Here is a 20,353-nt window from a genome sequence, read left to right on the forward strand (position 1 = left end):
ACGCCTGCGTGTGAGACCGTATTCTTGATCCATGTTGGATCTTCTCAGCGATATTCTCACCCGCCTGTCTCTTCGTGGCACGTTTTACTTTCGCACATCCTTTACCCCACCGTTCGGGATACAGGTGCCGAGCTACGAGAACGTGGCCCGCTTTCACTTTGTTCAGCGCGGTGAGCTTAAGGTTTACCTGCCTGCAACTGGCGAGACGCTGCGGTTGCGGCAGGGCGACCTGATCTTGATCCCACATGGCGCGTCACACGCGCTGCTGTGCAACGAGGTCAAACCCTATGACGCTCTGCCACTTGAGCAGGTGTTGGATCAGTCCGGCTACACGGGCGACGGTGTGCTGGTCTATGGCGGGGCGGAAGAAGAACGCGATACGCAGCTGATCTGCGGTCATTTCTCGTTTACGGGACCCGCCGGTCGGAAAGGGACTGGGCATATGCTGATCGATCGGCTGCCGCCCTATATTCTGATCGAGAACTACGGGGAGGACGCTGGCACCTGGATTGAGGCGACCCTGCGCATGATCGGATCAGAGGTGTCCGGCGCACGCATTGGCGGCGATTTAATTGCTTTGAAACTGTCTGAAGTGCTGTTTGCGCAAGCAATACGGGCCTATCTGGAACACCAAAGCCCGGATGATGCCGCGCTGGCCGGGTTTGCCGACCCGCGCATCTCGCGGGCGCTGACGGCATTTCATCAGTCCCCCGCACAGGAGTGGAGTGTTGCCTCACTCGCGCGCGAGGCAGCGATGTCGCGCACCGCGTTTGCCCAGCTTTTTGCCCAGAAGATGGGAACAACTCCGATACAATATCTGACAGATTGGCGGATGCAGATAGCCTGTCATGGGTTGACCGAAAACCGCTGGAATGTTGCGGATGCGGCTGCCGAGGTGGGATATGCCTCTGAGGCCGCGTTTTCGCGCGTGTTCAAGAAGCAGGTTGGCGTATCTCCCGCCGCCTATCGGGCACTGCACTGATCGTTCTTGTATTTCGAACGATCTGCAAAGTTTATCAAACGACCAAGTATACTCCGTTCGGATCGCTGCTCCTATCCTTTAGCCATCACTCATTAAGGAAAGGAAGTTGAAATGTCCCTGCGTTTTGTCACCCGCTCTGTCCATGCGTATCTCGACTACCCGGTTGCGATTGCGCTGATGGTGTTGCCCTTTGTTCTAGGGCTTGGTCAGTCCAACCCCTTGGCGCTCTGGCTGTCCGTGGTTACAGGCGTGGCCGCCTTCGTATTGACCGTTCTGACAGATCATCATCTCGGAATCTGGAGGGTGCTGTCCTACAAGTTCCACCTCGCTGTAGATCTTCTTGTTGGTATTACCTTTCTGATGGCGCCCAGCCTGCTTGGATTTTCCGGCATTGACGCCCTGTTCTACTGGGTGAACGGTGCCGCTGTTGTCGCGGTCATATCGCTTAGTGCGCCCGAAAAAGGTGTTGTTGTCTGACCGAATACCAAATCTGTAAATCATTGACGGGCTGTGCGGATTTCTGCGTGGCCCTCTTCCTTTTTTGGCTCTAATAAGGCGATTTGCCCAAATTGAGCTGGCGATGATGTAATCGAATTTAAGGCTTGAAATTTCCGATAAAAACAATCAGATATAATGCAACGCCAGATTTTGATATCAAGCTCCAGGTTCTGGGGCGATCTGTAGGCTCAGCTTGTGCAGATGTGAAGGCCTGCCATCGCCCCGGAAACGACCACAAAGAGGCTGCGATTGCGCGAACGTTTCGAAGAATTGATGGGCGATCCCTGTTGTGCGTCATGTGATTGCGATGCGCTGACCTCAGATGTCGCCGCTTATCTTGATCACAAGACCTGTGATGCCGAACGTTGTCGCAAGCTCGAGGAACACCCCGTCGTGACACCTGAGCCTGTCAGGCGCGCATCACAGCGCGCGCTGAATGAAGGGGAAGTGCGGGTTTAGAAATCCACACCCCGCTGGGCTTTGATACCGGCCTGAAACGGGTGCTTCTCTTCGGTCATCTCGGTCACCAGATCCGCATATTCGCGCAAAGCTTGGGGTGCATCCCGGCCTGTCAGGAATACGCTGGTTTTGTCCGAACGGGCCTTAAGACCGTCAATAACAGTCTCTACTGAAAGGTATTCGTAGCGCAGCGCGATATTGATCTCGTCCAAAACAACAAGATCATAGTCGCCGCTTTTCATCAGATCACACGCCTTGCCAAAGGCTGCCGTCGCGGCAGCAATGTCACGTTCGCGGTCTTGCGTATCCCAGGTGAAGCCTTCGCCCATTGTGTGCCAGGTGACCAGATCACGCTCTTCAAAGAACCTGCGCTCACCCGTCTTCCATTTGCCTTTGATGAACTGAACCACAGCCACTTTCTGACCCCAACCCAAGGCGCGAATTACTACACCAAATGCGGCCGAGGACTTGCCCTTGCCCTTGCCGGTGTTGATCAGCACCAATCCCCGACCGGGATCAACCGCTTCCGAGACTTTTTTGCGGTGCTTCGCCTGCACTTCTTGCATCTTTTCTTTGTGGTTTTGTGCGTCGCTCATCGGGAAACCTCATGGGAATGTCGCGCCCCAAACTAGGGGAAGTTTGCGAAAGGTAAAGTCATGCTTTGGGGTCGGTTACAGACCGCGCCTTGGTCCGATCGAGTCCAAGTTGGCGTTCGCGTAGGATGACTACGACATTGCCGGCAATCACCAGCGCCGCACCACCCAGCATCACCAGGGTAGGAAGCTCATCAAACCAGATATAGCCGATGATGATGGCAAACAGCATCGTCGTATAATCGTAAGGCGCCAACATCGAGGCTTGGCCGAATTTGTACGAGGATGTCACGAGAATCTGCGCCACTCCGCCGATCAAGCCCATTGTCACCAGCAATGCGGCTTGTTCCCAGCTTGGGACAACCCAGCCCCAAAACACCGATAGGCTTGAAAGCAAAGTTGCGGTGAGTGAAAAGTAGAACACAATTGCAGCTGGATGATCCACCTGCACAAGTTGCCGAATGTGTATCTGAACAAAAGCGCGCGCGACGGTAGCCGCCAATACACAGAGCGCTCCGATCATTGCGGCGGTTTCAGCAGTACCCGAGCCCAGGCGCGGCCAGATCATTATCAGAACGCCGACAAGACCAAGCGCAACGGCGCCGATGCGGATCATTCGTATCCGTTCACCCAACATGATTGCGGCCAGGATCAGCGTGAAGATAGGGGTGGCATAACCGATGGCCGTGACCTCGGGCAAAGGCAGCAGGCTAAGTCCGGTAAAGGTCAATCCCATGGCCGACGTGCCCAATACACCGCGCCAGAAATGGCCCATGGGCTTCTTAATGATGAAACCATGCGTCAGCTCTCCGCGCCATGACAACCAAGCGATGATGACCGGAATGGCGAAGAGCGAGCGGAAAAACACCATTTCGCCCGGAGGGAAATCATCCGACAGCGCCTTGACCAAGGCGGACATTACTGTGAACAGCACCAGCGCACTGAGTTTCAGCGCCACGGCTAATGCCGGACGATGCGATGTTAAGGATTTTGCCATGGCGCGAACCTGCGCTTTCGCGCGCAAAAGATCAACGATGGGATTGTACCAATCAGACAGATTTCCAGTTGATTGGGAGTGGGTGCCCGATTTCTTCCGAGAATATCTCAAGAAACCCGAGCATTTGAGTAACCCGCTTGTGCGCTAAATCCCGTCCGCGATCAGTCACCATTTCAGCTGGCAGGTTCAGCAGCTTGAGCTTCCAATGGTCGATTGCAAATCTCTGGTCATCCAAGTCGCGGTCTTCGGCGAAGGGATCGGCGATATCATACAACGCCCGCCCCAATGCTGCCGACACGGCGAAGGTGCGGGCAATCCCGATCGCGCCAAGTGCGTCCAGTCGATCCGCGTCCTGCAGGATACATGCCTCGGGCGATTCAGGAGGGATGTTGGCGGAGTAGCTGTGCGCAGCAATGGCGTGTTGCGTCGCGCAAATTTCCGACGCCGTAAAGTCAAGTTCGGCAAGAATAGGCTCTGATTCAGCGGCCGATTGTTGCGACGCCAGATGCCGGTTGGGATCGTCCTTGGGCAGATTGACCAGATCATGCAGATAACAGGCGGCGAGCAATACACGCTGGTTGGTGCGCTGGTCAGCAATAGCCTGTGCGTTCATCCAAACCCGATCCAGATGCGCCAGATCATGCGCCGGATCGGTCAGCATTCGCTGCGTGACGACCGCCCGAAGCGCCGCGCGATGATCAGCCAATCCGTCCACGGTTCTCGCCGATCTGGCCGCGATGCAGAAGCAGGTGATCGAGGATTACACAGGCCATCATCGCTTCTCCCACTGGTACGGCGCGGATGCCGACGCAGGGATCGTGGCGTCCTTTGGTGATGATCTCGGTCTCTTCACCGGATTTGGTGATGGTTTTGCGAGTGGTCAGGATCGACGAGGTCGGCTTGACCGCAAACCGCACGACGACGTCCTGTCCGGTGGAAATGCCGCCCAAAATGCCGCCTGCATGGTTCGAGCTGTATTGCGGGCCGTTCTGACCCATAAAGATTTCATCAGCGTTGGCTTCGCCGGTCAGTTCTGCAGCCGCCATACCCTCGCCAATCTCGACGCCTTTTACCGCGTTGATCGACATCATCGCGACAGCAAGATCAGTGTCTAACTTTGCGTATATTGGTGCGCCCAGCCCCGCGGGGACACCACGTGCCACGACCTCGACCACTGCGCCGACCGAGTTTCCGGACTTGCGCAGATCATCGAGATAGACCGCCCAATCCTCGGCAGATTTAGCGTCCGGCGTCCAGAACGGGTTTTGTTCGATCTGCGACCAGTCGAAATTTCCACGATCGATTTTGTGCGGGCCGATCTGTGTCATATAACCGGTGATTTGCACATTCGGGGCGATCTGCTTGATTGCTTCGCGCGCCAACCCTCCAGCGGCGACACGCGAAGCCGTTTCCCGGGCCGAGCTGCGTCCGCCACCGCGATAATCGCGAATACCGTATTTCTGCCAGTAAGTAATATCAGCGTGACCAGGGCGGAACTTGTCCATGATGTCACCGTAGTCTTTCGAGCGCTGATCGGTGTTCTCGATCATCAATTGTACAGGCGTGCCGGTGGTCTGGCCTTCGAAAACACCGGACAGGATTTTGACCTGATCGGGCTCGCGCCGCTGGGTCGTAAACTTGTTCTGCCCCGGTTTACGCTTGTCCAGCCAGTGCTGGATCATAGTCTCATTGATTTGCACACCCGGTGGGCAGCCGTCGACGGTGGCCCCCAATGCAGGCCCGTGACTTTCACCCCAGGTGGTGACTCGGAAAAGGTGTCCAAAGCTGTTCATCGACATGGGGCGTGCTCCTTTGCGGAACGTGATTAGCGGGCGCGGGGCTTGGCCTCAAGCGGATTTGCGGTCGAGGGTGACCCCGACCGCTTGCTGTCAGGCCGCAGCAGCGATGTTCGCGCGGGTCTTGGTGACCTTTTGGGCCGCCTGTGCGGCTTCGCGCCCTTTTTGCACAAAGTGCTCGCGGTAGATGGCGTTGTGATGATCGGTTTCCTGATATTGATGCGGCGTCAGCGAGACCGACAGCACTGGGACACCGGTGTCCATAGCGGCGCGCATCAAACCATCAACCACGGCCTGAGCAACAAAATCGTGCCGGTAGATGCCCCCATCCACAACGAAGGCTGCACAGGCTATGGCCGCGTATTGACCGGTTTGAGCCAGATCGCGCGCAATCAAAGGCATTTCAAACGCGCCGGGGACGTCAAATATATCGACCTGTTCGGCGGGGATGAGTTGCAAGAACCCATCAAGGGCGCGATCCACGATATCAGAATGCCAATTGGCTTTGACGAAAGCATAGCGGGTGTGTGTCATCATGATCTCCTTAGCAAACAGACACTTCACCCAAGGCGATCACGAGCGGGCACACCGCATTACCGGCGTGCTGCACGTTCTCTTTCATCCGGACTGTAACCGTCGGCTCTGGCCTCTCACCAGATCTGCTGACACCCCGAAGGTCGGGGCCGCTCGCGGGCTTACGGGTCGAGCCCGCATACCGCCGGTGGGGAATTTCGCCCCGCCCTGAGAACGAGGTGGACCTTGCCAATTCGATACTGGTTCTGCAAGAGAAATTGGACGGAGGACCCAAATGCATCCTAACCCTGCCTTTCGCAACGAGGCGCGTGCGCGTCATATCGATTTTGTCCGAGATCGCGCCTTTGGCGTTCTAGCAGTCTCGACACCGGAAGCGCCATTACTGAGCCACGTTCCTTTCTTGCTGAGCGAAGATGTCGAATGGGCGGATCTGCATCTAGTGCGGTCAAACCCGATCGTGCGTGCATTGAAGCAGCCACAATCTGCGCGGATCGCCGTTTCAGGGCCTGATGGGTATATCTCGCCTGATTGGTATGGCGTCGATGATCAGGTCCCGACCTGGAACTATGTTGCGGTGCATCTGACCGGCGTGCTTGAGATGCGCCCCGTGGAAGAGTTGCGAGGCCTGCTGGACCGACAGGCCGCTGATTTCGAGAATCGCCTGTTGCCTAAGCCTCCATGGCTGGCGTCGAAGATGACACCAGATGCGTTGGATCGGATGATGCGGATGATTGTGCCATGCCGACTTACGGTCTCGGACATTGATGGCACTTGGAAACTTAACCAGAATAAGCCCGACGTTGCGCGCCAACGCGCCGCTGATCACGTCCAATCTGCTGGGATTGGGGCTGAGGTCGGGTCATTGGCCTCGCTCATGCGCGAGGCCAAAATTTAAAAATCACCTAGTTTACTGAGTAGTGAAGGTGGCGAGATAGGCGGCTATGTGATCCGCTCCTTTCTTCAGCTTTACGCTCATATTCGGGCGGGCGGTTTCATCATTCAGATATTCTTTGATGAAGTTGATCGGGTCTTGTGAATAGGCGGCGATGTTTTCTTCGGTCCATACCAGCCCTTCTTGCCCGGCACGGATCATGTCATCGGTAAACATGCCAATGGGCAGACGCTCGCTTCCGTACAGATAATCGCTTTCGGTTCCGGCCACGCGACCAACTACGCCATAGAGATTCGGCCCCGTAATGCCGCCTTTGACCAAAACATCGCCATCCTTGATGATCGCGTGGCAGGATGAGCATCGGTTATAGAGTTGTTTGCCTTTTGCGGGGTCTCCGGCTGCAATAGCTTGTGCTGTACTCAGAATCGTAAATAGAACCGCGGTTGCTGCAATCTTTGGCATTGGAATTCTCCGGCTGCTTGGTGATTTCCTTCGGCCTTTCACGTATTCCCGCAATGAGTGCAATCGGAATTCGATATTCTGCTATATCTTTGAAATATCTATTTTAAATTAATAATTTAATCTCATCATGTTCGCGTTAATTTGGAAAATATCGTGGCAAAACTCTGGCAAATTCAGCGTCGTTTCGACGATCTTGAAAGGGAGTGAAGGTGGATAAACCCGGATGCGCCAATCCGCAGGCCAGCCCCGAATCACACCACATGACCACTGGGCCTAGTGGCTGCCCAGAAGACTAAAATCTGCATTTGATATTGAAATTTTACCCTTTCACCGTGAAATGATTGCTTAGATGCGGCGTATTGCGCGTTTAAGAGCGCTGGACGAACTCTATTCTCCCCGATAGATACCCCCTTTAAGACGCCGCAGTTCATGCGGTGCGCGAGCTATATGCCCGTTCGCGGGCGCCAGACAATTCGGAGATAACCTCGTGTCCCACGCTGAAGACCACGAAGGCACCCGCAGAGATTTTCTGTACTACGTCGCTGGCGGCGCAGGTGTCGTTGCGACGGGGGCTGCCGTTTGGCCCCTGGTAAATCAAATGAATCCCTCGGCAGACGTTCAGGCGCTGTCCTCGATCCGTGTTGACGTCAGCGGGGTTGAGACGGGCACGCAGCTGACCGTGAAATGGTTGGGCAAACCTGTTTTCATCCGCCACCGAACTGGTGCCGAGATCCAGGAAGCCAAAGAGCAGGACGCTGAAGGCGTGGATGCTCTGCCTGATCCGCTGGCGCGTAACTTCAATATTGCAGCCGATGCACCGGCAACTGACGCCAACCGCGTCATGCCGTCGCCCGAAGGCGAAGCGCCGGGTGCATGGATCGTTCAGATGGGCGTCTGTACTCACCTTGGATGTGTGCCGCTGGGCGATGCCGGTGATTTCGGCGGCTGGTTCTGCCCCTGCCACGGTTCGCACTACGATCTGGCCGGCCGTATCCGTAAGGGCCCCGCGCCCGAGAACCTGCCTGTCCCGCCCGCTGAATGGGTGGACAACAGCACAATCAAACTCGGCTAAGGGAGACCCAACTTATGTCCGGAATTCCCCACGATCATTACGAGCCGAAGACAAGCGGCGAAAAGTGGCTGAACAGCCGCCTGCCGATTGTCGGCCTGCTGTATGATACACTGATGATCCCGACCCCAAAGAACCTGAACTGGATGTGGATTTGGGGTATCGTTCTGACGTTCTGTCTGGCGCTGCAAATCGTCACCGGTATCGTTCTGGTGATGCACTATACCCCGCATGTCGATCTGGCCTTTGCCAGCATCGAACACATCATGCGCAACGTGAATGGCGGCTATATGCTGCGGTATCTGCACATGAATGGCGCGTCGCTGTTCTTTGTTGCGGTCTACATTCACATCTTCCGCGGCCTATTTTACGGCTCGTACAAAGCCCCGCGTGAGATCACGTGGATCATCGGTATGCTGATCTACCTGATGATGATGGGCACTGCCTTCATGGGCTACGTTCTGCCCTGGGGCCAGATGTCCTTCTGGGGTGCGACCGTGATCACCGGCCTGTTTGGCGCGATCCCGTTTGTGGGTGACGCGATCCAGACCTGGCTGCTGGGCGGACCTGCGGTGGACAACGCCACGCTGAACCGTTTCTTCTCGCTGCACTACCTGCTGCCTTTCGTTATCGCAGCGCTGGTCATCGTGCATATCTGGGCCTTCCACACCACTGGCAACAACAACCCTACGGGTGTTGAAGTGCGCCGTGGTTCGAAGGCCGAGGCCGAGAAAGACACGCTGCCGTTCTGGCCCTATTTCGTGATCAAGGACCTGTTCGCTCTGGCGGTTATTCTTGTCGTGTTCTGGGCCATCGTTGGCTACATGCCGAACTATCTGGGCCACCCGGATAACTACATCGAAGCCAACCCGCTGGTCACACCTGCGCACATCGTTCCTGAATGGTACTTCCTGCCGTTCTACGCGATCCTGCGTGCCTTCACCGGCGAGGTCTGGGTCGTTCAGTTTGCCAGCTTCATCACCGGCGGCATCATCGATGCCAAGTTCTTTGGTGTTCTGGCGATGTTCGGTGCGATCCTGGCAATGGCCCTGGCACCTTGGCTGGACACATCGACAGTGCGTTCGGGCAAATACCGCCCGATGTTCAAATGGTGGTTCTACCTGCTGGTCATCGACTTCTTTGCCCTGATGTGGTTGGGGGCGATGCCCGCGGAAGAGCCCTATGCGACCTTCTCGCTGATCGCGTCCGCCTACTGGTTCGCATATTTCTTCGTGATCCTGCCGATCCTTGGCGTGATCGAGAAACCTCTGGCACAGCCGGAAACCATCGAAGAAGACTTCAACGCGCATTATGGCAAGGCTGACGCCGACGCCACGCCGGCCGAGTAAGAAGAGGGACCGGAAACATGTTCAAGAAACTTGCAATCGGTGCCGCGTTCGCTCTGGCCCTTGCGCCCGCCTCGACCTTTGCGGCAGGTGGTGGTGAGCAGCACATCGAAGACTTCGACTTCTCGTTCGAGGGACCGTTTGGAACCTGGGATCAGAACCAGCTTCAGCGCGGTCTGCAGATCTATACTGAGGTCTGCGCGGCCTGCCATGGTCTGCAATACATACCGCTGCGGACGCTTGAGGATCTGGGATACTCGGAAGAACAGGTCATCACCTATGCGGCCGATAATTTCGAAGTGTTCGATCCCGAGCTGGACGATTTCCGCCCGGCAATCCCGACCGACCACTTCCCGGCCAATACTGGCGTTGGCGCACCGGACCTGAGCTTGATGGCGAAGGCCCGTGCCGGATTCCATGGCCCATACGGCCTGGGGATTAACCAACTGGTCAAAGGCATGGGTGGTGCGGAATATATCGCATCATTGCTTGATGGCTATACCGGCGAAGAGAAGGAAGAGGCGGGCACGGTTCTTTATGAGAACAAGGCCTTCCCGGGTGGCTGGATCTCGATGGCACCGCCATTGGCCGAGGATCAGGTTGAATTCGCGGATGGTCATCCAGCAACGGTCGAAGCCATGTCGGAAGACGTTGCGGCCTTCCTGATGTGGACCGCTGAGCCAAAGATGATGGACCGCAAGAATGCCGGGTTCGTCGGTGTTCTGTTCCTAACGGTTCTGTCTGTGTTGCTTTATCTGGTGAACAAGCGTCTGTGGGCACCCCACAAGGGCAAGATCCGCAAGGACTAATATCCAACCGGATTGTTTATTCAAGGACCCCCGCACCTTTCGGTTGCGGGGTTTCTTCTTTGGTGCCTACTGGAATTCAGGCCACGAGTTCCCAGATAGCGAATACAGAAATTCCGAAGGAGCTTATCGATGGCAGACAAAATCGAAGCCACACGTAAACAGGTTGTCATTCAGCATTGGGATGGCAGCAAGAAATACATGATGGCGCCGAATGAGTATGTCGGAGTTGTTGTGGGCAAAGAGGCCACCGACGGAGAATACGTAATCTCGGACGGCGTTATGGCTCCAGGAGGCGCGGTGCCTGATCATTACCATAAATGGGAGGATCAGACGTTTCACATTCTTCAAGGCACGGTTGATGCGAAGATTGGTGACACGTGGGTCAGCGCCGGCGCAGGGGATACCATTCACTGCCCGCGCGGAGTTTCCCATTACATGAAAAACAATAGCGATCAGACTGTGCGTATGATCAGCTACATTTTCCCCGGCGACCGCGCCGAAGCGTTCATGGCCGAAACCTCCCGGCAGAACGAGGGTGGCGAACAGGACTTTGAGTTGATCGAGCGGGAATTCGGTGTCGTCTATCTTTGACTGACCTGAGCACAGGGTTGGGCCTGCAACTGCATACCTGATGTGCCTGTGATCACCCCGCGCACGATCTGCCCTTCAATTTGAGGCTGGGAAAAAGTGACTTCAGTAAACTGTTCGGTCCGACCCATATTAGGGTTTTCCATCAGTATGTTGTGATACCTTCCAACCTGTTCTGAAACATGCTTCGCAACCTTGGCATCCCCGGCAGCACGTAAGCGGGCGGCCCGCTCCTTGATTACGTTTCCGTTCACCTGCTGTGGGATGCGAGCAGCGGGAGTTCCTTCGCGTTTTGAATATGGAAACACATGCAGCCAGGTCAGGTCGCAGTCGTTGACCAATTTTAGAGAATTCTCGAAATGGTCTTCGGACTCTGTCGGGAAGCCTGCGATGATATCGGCCCCAAATGTCATATCCGGGCGCAACTTACGAGCCTCTTCCGTAAAGCGGATGGCATCATCGCGCAGGTGGCGACGTTTCATGCGCTTCAGGATCAGATCATCGCCATGCTGTAGCGACAGATGCAGGTGGGGCATCAGGCGCGGTTCGGTCGCGATGGCCTGCATCAGATTCTCGTCCACCTCGATCGAGTCGATCGAGCTGATCCGCAGGCGCTGAAGGTCCGGCACCAATTTCAGGATGCGCATGACCAGATCACCAAGCTTGGGTTGCGCAGGCAGGTCCGCGCCCCATGAGGTCAGGTCAACTCCGGTCAGGACAACTTCGTTATAGCCCCTATCGACCAGCCGCTTGATCTGGTCTACCACGACGCCTGCAGGGACGCTGCGAGAGTTTCCGCGGCCATAGGGGATGATGCAGAAAGTACACCGATGGTCGCACCCGTTCTGGACCTGAACGTAGGCGCGTGAGCGGGTGCCAAAACCGTCGATCAGATGGCCCGCCGTTTCGGTGACAGACATGATGTCATCTACCTGCACGGCTTCGGTCTGACCGATAAAATCGGCGGCCATCCCTTTCCAGGTTTCGGGCCGCATCTTTTCGGTGTTTCCGATAACTGCGTCGACCTCATCCATGCGCGCGAATGTCTCGGGCTCAGTCTGCGCGGCACAGCCGGTGACAATCAGGCGAGCGTCGGGATTTTCCCGCCGCAGCTTGCGAATTTCCTGCCGCGCCTTGCGCACGGCCTCAGCTGTCACCGCACAAGTGTTTACGATCACCGCATCGCTAAGGCCCGCCTGCTGTGACAGCTCTTTCATCGCCTCGGTCTCGTAGGCGTTCAGGCGGCAACCCAGAGTACTGAACTTGGGCGGGTTCATTCCAGAGACCTCAGAAATTCCGGCGTGAGCGTACCCGAAAAAACGTGGACTGTTGGCCCCGTCATCCAGACGCCATCATCGCGCCAGTCGATCCATATAGTCCCACCGTCAAGATCAACTTGTACCTGGCGCCCGGTAAGTCCACGCCGGGCCGCTGCGACGGCAGTGGCACAGGATGATGACCCCGAAGCCAAGGTGATCCCAACACCGCGCTCCCAGACGCGCATGCGGATTTTGTCTGGCCCTGCGATCTGCGCTACCTGCACGTTGGTACGTTCAGGATAGAGCGGATGGTGTTCATAACGCGCACCGAAATCTTCGAGAGGGATCGCCTCCGCATCGTCGACAAAGAAAGTGCAATGCGGATTACCCATTCCGGTCGCTGTTGGTCCCCCTTCGATAGGGAGTTCAAGCGTGTCCATTTCTTCGGTCAGGGGAATCTCATTCCAAAGAAGCTGAGGTTGGCCCATGTTGACCGATGTCAGGCCATTTCCTGCGTCCCGTGCCTGCAGAATGCCGCGTTCTGTCGTGAGAGTCAGATCCGATCTGCCGGTTTCATCCAGCAAGAATCTGGCAATACATCGCGTTGCGTTTCCACAGGCTGCCGAGGTCGACCCATCGGCGTTGTAGAACACCAGATGCGCATCTGCAATTCCGCTTTCGATCACCGCGAGCTGGTCGAAACCCACGCCAAACTGCCGATGCCCAATTCCCCTGGCCATCTTGGGTGTGATCGGAATCGTATGCGCGCGCGCATCCACAACGACAAAGTCATTGCCCAGCCCGTGCATCTTCATAATGGGCAATCCGGTATCGTTTAGGGTTTGCATTGCGGGCATATAACCCCGGCGACAAAATGAATCCAGCCTGTCCTAAAGATTCCACAAAATAGGGGTTGACCCCCCAGCGCCACCTGCCTAATTAGGCCGCCTATCGGGGCGCTGGACTGACATCAGACAAAAGCGTGCCGAGGTGCAAATTAAGGTCTTGAACCCGGTTGGGTAAATACCTTACAGAGCGCCACGGATCATCGAGATCCAACAAAAGAGTGGGCCGTTAGCTCAGTTGGTAGAGCAACTGACTTTTAATCAGTGGGTCGCAGGTTCGAATCCTGCACGGCTCACCACTGTTTTCTTACAATAGAGCAATGACTTACGCCGACATGGCGCTGGATGGATGTGCGTGTGATATTGCCTGGCTCGGATTCTGGGGGACATATGGGGGACAGGGCGCATTATTTGCACCCCATTTTGTCGGATCACCGCACAGCGTTCTTTCCCTTAAAAAATGAACTGCCGTTGGCTTAGAGCCAGAGCGCATAAGTGGTTGCAACTATGGGCAACGCAAAGAACCAACCCCATAACCAAACTGCCTTCATGAATCGATAGTATTGCTTGTCGCCACCACCAACGGCGGCTCCTTTGGAAACGACCGGATAGCTTCACCCAATGACTTTTGGGTGCTCGATTGGCGCGACGACCATATGTCTCAATGGCTCGAAGCCGACCCATCGAACGCTGTTTCTCAGGCGCAATTTGAGGTTCTGCAGGGCTCCATAAGTGAACATCCCGACTTGCCCGATTTCCGAGCTTACGTATCGGACAATAGGGCTGTCAGCCCATATCTGGAATTGTACACTTCATTTGGAGAAGACATTCAAGTTGCTCGTGAACGTGTAGAAAGTTGCTACTGACGCCAAGACCGTAATGCAAGATTGAGCAATTGGTGGGTAACGGCGGCTTGCGCGTCGGAGGACTGGCTAACTGAGACTCTGCAAACTCAAGGAGATTGAGTTTCGGGCGAGGGGGTGGACCCAGAGTTCCCTTTATTAAGATTTAGTTAAGCTCAAATCGCACAGACGCTGATACCTTGTACTATAGACGACCAAGAGCCACCTACTCAGACAACTAATTCGGTAATTTGAGAGGCAATCGAGATGAACAAAGTACTGTTAACCTGTGCACTTGGCATTTCACTGCTCGTGGCTGCATGTGGAGCACCGACCACGCCAACTCAAGCCCAAGTACAGCATGACGCACGCTGTGCTGCAGGTATCTTAGGTGGTGCTGCCCTTGGGGGAGTAGTTGGAAACCGGTTCGGTGGCGGAACAGGCAAGACTCTGGCGACCGCAGCGGGTGCAGGCGTTGGTATGTATGCAGGGCAATCAGCCTGCAACTAACAAACTTTGGTCGAAGCCTCTGAAGTCCACATAATATCTAACCTGTGTAACCCGCTTCACTGACCGCCCACTCAGAACCGGACACACTGCCTGCATTAACGAGTAAGCGTTGGTGTATTTGAGAACGCTAGTTTTTGGTAATTCGTTTGGTGGGGCGCGCTTGTGGTGGGTGTGCCCCTTTTCTTACCTCGATTTGACTGAGCTTAATGTACGTTAATCCTTTGTAGCGCAATTGTACGCTATCCAGTCCGACGGGTCTTACAACATTGAGCCGAACCGTGTTGAGGTCAAAACAGCCGCCTAACAGAATCGCGCGCTTTCAGGTATCACACTTGGCATTGATTTAAGCTTTGAGGTGTTACAATGACGACTGTACTCACCCCGACTGAATACTGCGCCGCCCTGCGAGAGATTGAGTATCTATGGGGATCTGAACCGGATACCGAGGAAGGCAAGCAGCTCGTAGAATATCTGGCTGCCGTTGAGCTTTATGAACAACTTTACTCACCCAAACCAGTGTTGCAGGGATAGTCACGCTCAGACGCGAAATAAGGGCGTGTGGACGAGAGAAAGGGCTCAAGCGATAGAAGCGGTGCAGTGCTGCAACAGGTCAAGTTTCAAGTGCCGTTCAGACCCTCAACCATAAGTAATATGCATACATTGTTGAGCGGATTGACGCCTCGAGCAAGGCAGGCTTCCGCCACGTAAATCATGACGTTCTTTTCGGTCGTTAACGGTTGCCCTAAGTCCAATGTGAGACTTGCTTGGGGGCAAAACATGAAACTAAGTGCGATTGAAGTCGTCTGTATATTATTGGCGAGTGCAGCGGCAGTCGCGGGTTTTTTAGGTGCGGCAAACGCCCTGATTACAGCTATCTGAGCAGATGCCCGGATGCTGTGCAGCTAATTTACCGAACAGTATGCCGTATAGCTTTCTTACGGTTTTGGACTGCTAACACGCCGTTTCCGCGCCGCCATCTTGCGACAGCCTTCCTTGCAGTACTCGGCGTCCACCCGTTTACATTCGGGCATGAGGTTGCCGCAATAGGCGCAGTGCCAGCCCTTGGAATAGTTCTGCGCCAGCTTTTGGGCACGCTGTGCCATCCGGTGTGCGTTCTGCCATGGGAAGTGGGTGAAGCTAAGGCCCACATGAGGCGGGTCGTAGTGAGTTAAGTGGCTCATTGACCACTCTTCGTCAGCGTAGTTGCACCTCAAAAGCAGCAGCAATTAGTAAGCGACTAACTGCCCAAACGTATCGCACTGGTACGTTGCCACAATTTTGCCACTTTTCAACCTAGGGTAGCTTCAGGCAGCCGGAGTTCGGGTGCGCTGGTGGGCATTTCTCAGAAGGATAAAAAAGTGGATAGCATCGTTATTCCGAGAGACCTTGTGGGGAAGCCTGCAGCAGTGTTCTTCCTGCTCAACGAAATCGAGCAACGAAAAGCAACTGTCAGGACCGTTGCCGCCAAAACAAGGTCAAAGGCAAAAACGGTAGTGTCGGGAACGGTGCAACCTCTACTTCTCACGGATGAGTTCTTGTTCGTTAACTCTCAAAGCAGTACTGGTTTGCCTCGTCAGCACCGTCCCGCCTGAGAGTAGCGGATTCAAGCTACGCTGCTGCATTGGGAAATTCAAAGAAATCGGTCGCTTAACCAGAGAACTAGTGTACTCATTTCATGGCGCAACAGTCCTTTTTTACTACTCATTAACCAACATCTTGGCATGCTCGGAAAACAAGTTCGGGCAGGAGCGCGGAGATGAAGAACCAAATCATTGACCATCTCAAGCAGGTCATTGGCCGAGACAGAAAAAAGTATGGCAAGTTGCTAACATACGATGGCCAACAGGGCTTTTCAGAAGATGCATTGCAGGGGTTGAAGGACCTAGACGCCCGCACACCGCCACCCGATGCGATAGTCGAAGCGGCACATCAGCCAGCCTACGTTTATCGTGAACGCCTATCACCGAAGAATGCTGCTGGAGGTGGTTTGGTCAAAGGGGATGACGGGGCTAAGCGTCCGCACTATTGGGGGCATCGTGAGCGATTACGACAGCGATTTCTCAAGGGCGGTCATGAGCCGATGCCGGAGTATGAACTACTGGAGTTGCTGTTGTTCAACGCAATCCCAAGGATCGACGTAAAGCCATTAGCAAAGCGTCTTCTGGCCGAGTTTGGTGACCTGAATGGGGTCATTGCAGCCTCAAAGCACCGAATTCTCAAGGTAGATGGGGCTAACGACTGGGTTTTCTATCATCTGCGCGTTGTTGAAGCCTTCGGTCATAGAATGGCGCAGGCACAGATAATGAGGCGGGATGTTGTGTCGTCTTGGGAAGATTTGGTGACCTACTGTCGTACCGCAATGGCGCATCGCGAAGTTGAGCAATTCCGGGTTCTCTACATGGATCGCAAGAATGTTCTGATTGCTGATGAGGAACAAGCCAAGGATACTGTAGACCACGTTCCTGTGTACCCGCGTGAGGTTGTGAAACGTGCCTTGGAACTGAACGCCAGTTCGCTCATCCTCGTCCACAACCATCCGTCTGGCGACCCGACGCCCAGTAACTCCGATATTGTCATGACCGAACGAATTAAGGATGCCTGTGACAAAATGGGCATTGTCATTCATGACCATGTTATCATTGGGAAGAATGAAGAATATTCCTTTAGTGCGAATGGCTTGCTCATGCGCGTCTAGCGGCGTAGCTGTATATTTTCGACTATCTTTGAAAGAATGCCAATGATTGAACTCATCTTAATTTTGGCGCTTTGTGTATTCATCGGAAACTCGATTGGGAAAGTGCTTACCTGGTGGGTAAACAAGAAGTTGGATAGGCGCGCAGAACGTCGGTCTAAAACTGCCAAGCAAGGAAAACCGTCTTGAAACGAACTGTCTTTTTGATTGCCTTACTGACCGCCTGCGCCTCCGATGGAATCGTGTCTTCCGATATCTATGTCCGAGATGCAGATACGATTGTTCTATTTGGAAAGAATGGAACGCCTGTTCGCTTTGAGGGTGTCGATGCTCCCGAACTGGAAACCCAAGCGGGACAAGTCAGCAAGGCTTGGATGATAGATTACCTGCGAGGCAAAACCGCTCGATGTGACCTCACAGGCGAGATGAACGGAGACCGCCATATCGGCACATGCTTCGTTGAAGGTAAAAATCTGAGTGCAACCGTTATTGCAGCAGGACAGGCTTTGGATTGCCCAAAATACAGTGGTGGCCGCTATAAACACTTGGAAACCACCGAGGCCAAGTCACGGATCAAGCGGGCCAGTTATTGTAGGTGAAAAATGAAGGCAGGCGATGTATCCCACTGGTGGTGTGAAACGGTGCTATTTGATGACCACTCAAGGTTGCTTTAGAGGTTGTTTCATCGGGTACAGAAATCTGGCCGAAATCAAGAATTGCCCTAGGTTTGCGTGCATCCAATGCTGAAACTGTATATAAACAATGTGTGTGTTTGTGATCACATTGGCCTTCTGTGCTCATACCAAATGGCGTGTATCCGCCCACAAAGTTGACTGGAGTTAGCTGAGTTCCCATACTGGGAACAGTTTTATTGCCAAAGGTGAGTCAAATGATCGCTGGCCAAGTTATTGATATGTATGATTTTGGAGGGGCTTTGCAGCTCGTCCTGTGGAATAGTGTGGAGAATAAAAAGCGAACAATTGAGCTTATTAATGTCATCGATAAAATCGAAATCGGCGACATTATTCAGGTACACGGCGTTGGCGGATATGCCACAGTCCTCGCTAGTGATGAAAATGTTGACGAAATAGTGGCGATAATTGATCGCCCTGTTCGCGCGGAAAGCGTGATTGTTGAGATGCCGATGGATGCCTCAGTGCAGGCTCAGTATTTATAGTTCAGGACTACTTCAATGATTGACCCGACACATTCGTGTCGCAGGAGACATGTGTTGTCTTGTGCGGAATCCGACCTAACGCCGATGCCATGTGAACCTTCCAGTGTTCTGGAACATCCAAAAGGTTATAAGGTCTCACTGAATACGCACGACTGGCAAGTCGGTGATGTCTTGCTTACCGGCCCTGAAGACGAAATTGTAGGGCGTGAACGTATTACAGGTTACCAGGCTCTGCTGAATAAGAACGTTTCCGAGCATCGCTGGTGGCATGTTGGAATTTACGATGGCCATCAAGGCATCTATGAAGCGTTGCCGGGAGTCAACGTAGTGAGGTCAACAGTCTCTGAATGGGCAGGTGATCGCGATGTCATTCATCGGCTGAGACTGAAGCACACCATTATCGATCAGGATCGATTTGATGAAGCCATTGATGGGCTGAAGGACAAGGAATACGATGTAAGCTTCGCCATGAAGGCTTTGCTTACCCAACGTGTTGCACGCCAGGGGCTGAGTCTGCCACCGTTCAAGGTCGGTTATCGTGGCGAAGAACTTATCTGTTCCGTATATGTAGAGCGGGTTCTGAGGCACACGGTTGAACGCGAGGTGTTCGGTGACGTCGAAATTGTGACGCCTTTGGACTATGCGTCAAATGATCAATTTGAAAGTCTGCCGACCTTTTGGGTTCGCCCGACCTAGATGGGTTAGTCACTTATGCGCGATTCCCTCCCTAAAACTCGCCTTCCCTTCATCGGCTGGTTAAGGAGGTTTTGGAGGAAGTGAGGTAAGGCGAGCTTGATTCAAGCGCCGCTTGTGTATAACGAAACGCGGAATCTGAGACACAAGCTTGCTTGACTATACCAGGCTATCAACAAGCCCTATGAAGCCGGTACAATCAGATCAACGGTGCCGGTGTGCTTGAAAGACCCTTCACCGCATAGGTCAGCCTCACCTTGAGCCAGTTCCAGGCCGAAAGCCTCAACAAACGGCGCTATCAGTTGCTCATCCAGCAGATAGAATGAAGTTGCATCCCGAGCGCCACGAGATAGCACGTTGTCTGCATTCCAGCCCCAGCAGCCACGACCGGCACGTTCATTGAGCCATGCGTGCATTTTATCTAGTTTGTTGCCGAACCCTTCTTCGGGAACTTGAACCCGCACTCTGATTGGAAAGTACTTCTCGTCCGCTGATTTCTTCGGGGATCTGCTGCGCGTGGCCATTACGCCTCGATAACGTCGATTAAATCTGGCCCGTCATCGTCGCGACCAATCGGGGCGACCTTGTGGAAGCGCATCCGTCCTTCCCATTCGGTTCCAAGTTCTTGCGCGTCGTCGTGGTTAATCTCACCCATCATCCAGGGCAAAAGGTTTTCATTCGTTAGAATAACCGGCGACCTGGCATGGATGTGTTCGATTTGATGCAAGGCAGGCCGCGTGAGGATTGTACAGGTATTCAGGCCCGATGAGAGACGGCTGTATAAGCCTGCGAAATACATGCACGGATCATTGGTATCCGTTTTGATAACCCATGGCTGCTTGGCCCCCTTAGGGCCGGTCCATTCGTAGTAGAAGCTGGCGGGAATAATGCACCGGCTGCTTTTCCAGGCGACCCGAAATGAGCCCAGTTTATGTGCCGTTTCTATCTTCGCGTTGAAGGTGGTCGGTTTCCACTGCTTAACGTCTTCCTTAAACCAGTGCGGTACAAGCCACCAGCGCGCCGTTGAGCTTATCAGTCGGTCGTCGTGAATGAACGCCATATCCAGCATCTGAGTGGGCTTTACGTTCCAGCTCATCGAGAGGTCTTTGGCGTTTGGATCACGCTCAACTGGGATAGGAACGCCGTTCACAATCCAGTTCTGCAAAGCATAGAGCTCCGCCCATGTCATTTCCGGTCTGCCGAGTCGTCCGCACATTCGGAGAGCTTAGCAAAACAGATGGAACGTTTGGTGAACTTTTTGATGGTTGGCGACGAGACTAACGGCAGTTGTGCGGACAAACCTGCCGTTA

At 54.3% G+C, this 20,353-nt stretch carries 25 protein-coding genes, 1 tRNA gene and 1 riboswitch; of the genes, 15 read left to right on the plus strand and 11 right to left on the minus strand.

Annotated features, from left to right (window positions below):
• Positions 1 to 31: 31 nt before the first annotated feature.
• The 3 genes from ACR3EJ_RS04625 to ACR3EJ_RS04635 all read left to right on the plus strand — a co-directional run bounded on the left by ACR3EJ_RS04625 (position 32) and on the right by ACR3EJ_RS04635 (position 1,939).
• The gene (locus ACR3EJ_RS04625; protein WP_170703424.1) at positions 32 to 982 is read left to right on the plus strand and encodes an AraC family transcriptional regulator; all 951 of its coding nucleotides are present in this window, start codon (positions 32 to 34) and stop codon (positions 980 to 982) included.
• A gap of 111 nt (positions 983 to 1,093) precedes the next feature.
• Complete coding sequence (locus tag ACR3EJ_RS04630) at positions 1,094 to 1,459, plus strand: SPW repeat domain-containing protein (RefSeq protein WP_170542287.1); 366 nt, start codon at positions 1,094 to 1,096, stop codon at positions 1,457 to 1,459.
• A 270-nt stretch (positions 1,460 to 1,729) separates the two neighbouring features.
• Positions 1,730 to 1,939, plus strand: a complete 210-nt coding sequence (locus ACR3EJ_RS04635; protein ID WP_170542285.1) for a hypothetical protein — start codon at positions 1,730 to 1,732, stop codon at positions 1,937 to 1,939.
• Here the strand turns inward: ACR3EJ_RS04635 and cobO are convergent.
• From cobO to ACR3EJ_RS04660, 5 genes are all read right to left on the minus strand, one after another.
• Complete coding sequence (gene cobO / locus ACR3EJ_RS04640) at positions 1,936 to 2,535, minus strand: cob(I)yrinic acid a,c-diamide adenosyltransferase (protein WP_010443135.1); 600 nt, start codon at positions 2,533 to 2,535, stop codon at positions 1,936 to 1,938. The two genes, ACR3EJ_RS04635 and cobO, sit on opposite strands and share 4 nt — an antisense overlap.
• Positions 2,536 to 2,593: 58 nt before the next feature.
• Complete coding sequence (locus tag ACR3EJ_RS04645) at positions 2,594 to 3,529, minus strand: DMT family transporter (protein ID WP_170542283.1); 936 nt, start codon at positions 3,527 to 3,529, stop codon at positions 2,594 to 2,596.
• A 52-nt stretch (positions 3,530 to 3,581) separates the two neighbouring features.
• Positions 3,582 to 4,244 (minus strand): HD domain-containing protein, encoded by a 663-nt coding sequence (locus ACR3EJ_RS04650; RefSeq protein WP_170542281.1) that lies wholly within the window; start codon positions 4,242 to 4,244, stop codon positions 3,582 to 3,584.
• On the minus strand, positions 4,228 to 5,328 hold the full coding sequence (gene aroC, locus ACR3EJ_RS04655; RefSeq protein ID WP_170542279.1) for a chorismate synthase: 1,101 nt from the start codon (positions 5,326 to 5,328) through the stop codon (positions 4,228 to 4,230). Before aroC ends, ACR3EJ_RS04650 begins: the two co-directional genes overlap by 17 nt.
• 90 nt (positions 5,329 to 5,418) lie before the next feature.
• Positions 5,419 to 5,859, minus strand: coding sequence for a 6,7-dimethyl-8-ribityllumazine synthase (locus ACR3EJ_RS04660; RefSeq protein WP_170542277.1), 441 nt, complete (start codon positions 5,857 to 5,859; stop codon positions 5,419 to 5,421).
• 72 nt (positions 5,860 to 5,931) lie between these two features.
• Positions 5,932 to 6,078, minus strand: a riboswitch (FMN riboswitch).
• A 55-nt stretch (positions 6,079 to 6,133) separates the two neighbouring features.
• Between ACR3EJ_RS04660 and ACR3EJ_RS04665 the strand changes: the two genes are divergently transcribed.
• Entirely contained in the window at positions 6,134 to 6,754 is a 621-nt protein-coding gene (locus tag ACR3EJ_RS04665; protein ID WP_170542275.1) for an FMN-binding negative transcriptional regulator, read from the plus strand.
• 12 nt (positions 6,755 to 6,766) lie between these two features.
• On the opposite strand, the gene ACR3EJ_RS04670 is transcribed toward ACR3EJ_RS04665, so the two are convergent.
• The gene (locus ACR3EJ_RS04670; protein ID WP_170471390.1) at positions 6,767 to 7,213 is read right to left on the minus strand and encodes a c-type cytochrome; all 447 of its coding nucleotides are present in this window, start codon (positions 7,211 to 7,213) and stop codon (positions 6,767 to 6,769) included.
• A gap of 487 nt (positions 7,214 to 7,700) precedes the next feature.
• Between ACR3EJ_RS04670 and petA the strand changes: the two genes are divergently transcribed.
• The 4 genes from petA (at position 7,701) to ACR3EJ_RS04690 (ending at position 11,028) form a co-directional block, all read left to right on the plus strand.
• The gene (gene petA / locus ACR3EJ_RS04675; RefSeq protein ID WP_010443142.1) at positions 7,701 to 8,285 is read left to right on the plus strand and encodes a ubiquinol-cytochrome c reductase iron-sulfur subunit; all 585 of its coding nucleotides are present in this window, start codon (positions 7,701 to 7,703) and stop codon (positions 8,283 to 8,285) included.
• A gap of 14 nt (positions 8,286 to 8,299) precedes the next feature.
• Positions 8,300 to 9,631, plus strand: coding sequence for a cytochrome b (petB, locus tag ACR3EJ_RS04680; protein ID WP_010443143.1), 1,332 nt, complete (start codon positions 8,300 to 8,302; stop codon positions 9,629 to 9,631).
• Positions 9,632 to 9,648: 17 nt separating this feature from the next.
• Entirely contained in the window at positions 9,649 to 10,437 is a 789-nt protein-coding gene (locus tag ACR3EJ_RS04685; protein ID WP_170542273.1) for a cytochrome c1, read from the plus strand.
• 129 nt (positions 10,438 to 10,566) lie between these two features.
• Entirely contained in the window at positions 10,567 to 11,028 is a 462-nt protein-coding gene (locus tag ACR3EJ_RS04690; RefSeq protein WP_170542271.1) for a cupin domain-containing protein, read from the plus strand.
• Here ACR3EJ_RS04690 and mtaB read toward each other — a convergent pair.
• Both mtaB and dapF read right to left on the minus strand, forming a co-directional pair.
• Positions 11,019 to 12,302, minus strand: coding sequence for a tRNA (N(6)-L-threonylcarbamoyladenosine(37)-C(2))-methylthiotransferase MtaB (gene mtaB / locus ACR3EJ_RS04695; protein WP_480422738.1), 1,284 nt, complete (start codon positions 12,300 to 12,302; stop codon positions 11,019 to 11,021). The genes ACR3EJ_RS04690 and mtaB overlap by 10 nt on opposite strands.
• On the minus strand, positions 12,299 to 13,141 hold the full coding sequence (dapF, locus tag ACR3EJ_RS04700; RefSeq protein ID WP_170542267.1) for a diaminopimelate epimerase: 843 nt from the start codon (positions 13,139 to 13,141) through the stop codon (positions 12,299 to 12,301). Before dapF ends, mtaB begins: the two co-directional genes overlap by 4 nt.
• Positions 13,142 to 13,352: 211 nt before the next feature.
• Between dapF and ACR3EJ_RS04705 the strand changes: the two genes are divergently transcribed.
• The 3 genes from ACR3EJ_RS04705 (at position 13,353) to ACR3EJ_RS04715 (ending at position 15,012) form a co-directional block, all read left to right on the plus strand.
• Positions 13,353 to 13,428, plus strand: a tRNA-Lys gene (locus ACR3EJ_RS04705).
• Positions 13,429 to 14,238: 810 nt separating this feature from the next.
• Positions 14,239 to 14,481 (plus strand): glycine zipper 2TM domain-containing protein, encoded by a 243-nt coding sequence (locus ACR3EJ_RS04710; protein WP_170542171.1) that lies wholly within the window; start codon positions 14,239 to 14,241, stop codon positions 14,479 to 14,481.
• Positions 14,482 to 14,844: 363 nt separating this feature from the next.
• Complete coding sequence (locus tag ACR3EJ_RS04715; protein ID WP_480422741.1) at positions 14,845 to 15,012, plus strand: hypothetical protein; 168 nt, start codon at positions 14,845 to 14,847, stop codon at positions 15,010 to 15,012.
• Between the two features lie 404 nt (positions 15,013 to 15,416).
• Here ACR3EJ_RS04715 and ACR3EJ_RS04720 read toward each other — a convergent pair whose 3' ends face one another.
• The gene (locus ACR3EJ_RS04720; protein ID WP_480422743.1) at positions 15,417 to 15,662 is read right to left on the minus strand and encodes a hypothetical protein; all 246 of its coding nucleotides are present in this window, start codon (positions 15,660 to 15,662) and stop codon (positions 15,417 to 15,419) included.
• A gap of 575 nt (positions 15,663 to 16,237) precedes the next feature.
• On the opposite strand from ACR3EJ_RS04720, the gene radC reads away from it, so the two are divergent.
• The 4 genes from radC (at position 16,238) to ACR3EJ_RS04740 (ending at position 19,046) form a co-directional block, all read left to right on the plus strand.
• Entirely contained in the window at positions 16,238 to 17,176 is a 939-nt protein-coding gene (gene radC / locus ACR3EJ_RS04725) for a RadC family protein (RefSeq protein WP_480422745.1), read from the plus strand.
• Between the two features lie 182 nt (positions 17,177 to 17,358).
• Entirely contained in the window at positions 17,359 to 17,772 is a 414-nt protein-coding gene (locus ACR3EJ_RS04730) for a thermonuclease family protein (protein WP_480422747.1), read from the plus strand.
• Positions 17,773 to 18,062: 290 nt separating this feature from the next.
• Positions 18,063 to 18,350 (plus strand): hypothetical protein, encoded by a 288-nt coding sequence (locus ACR3EJ_RS04735; protein ID WP_480422749.1) that lies wholly within the window; start codon positions 18,063 to 18,065, stop codon positions 18,348 to 18,350.
• A gap of 54 nt (positions 18,351 to 18,404) precedes the next feature.
• Positions 18,405 to 19,046 carry a hypothetical protein gene (locus ACR3EJ_RS04740; RefSeq protein ID WP_480422751.1) on the plus strand — a complete coding sequence of 214 codons (642 nt, stop codon included), beginning with the start codon at positions 18,405 to 18,407 and terminating at the stop codon, positions 19,044 to 19,046.
• A gap of 179 nt (positions 19,047 to 19,225) precedes the next feature.
• On the opposite strand, the gene ACR3EJ_RS04745 is transcribed toward ACR3EJ_RS04740, so the two are convergent.
• Together ACR3EJ_RS04745 and ACR3EJ_RS04750 are read right to left on the minus strand one after the other, a co-directional pair.
• Entirely contained in the window at positions 19,226 to 19,567 is a 342-nt protein-coding gene (locus tag ACR3EJ_RS04745; RefSeq protein ID WP_480422753.1) for a hypothetical protein, read from the minus strand.
• Complete coding sequence (locus ACR3EJ_RS04750) at positions 19,567 to 20,259, minus strand: SOS response-associated peptidase (RefSeq protein WP_480422756.1); 693 nt, start codon at positions 20,257 to 20,259, stop codon at positions 19,567 to 19,569. The genes ACR3EJ_RS04745 and ACR3EJ_RS04750 overlap by 1 nt, the downstream gene beginning before the upstream one ends.
• Between the last annotated feature and the right edge of the window lie 94 nt (positions 20,260 to 20,353).

Source organism: Ruegeria sp. AB11 (assembly GCF_056536325.1).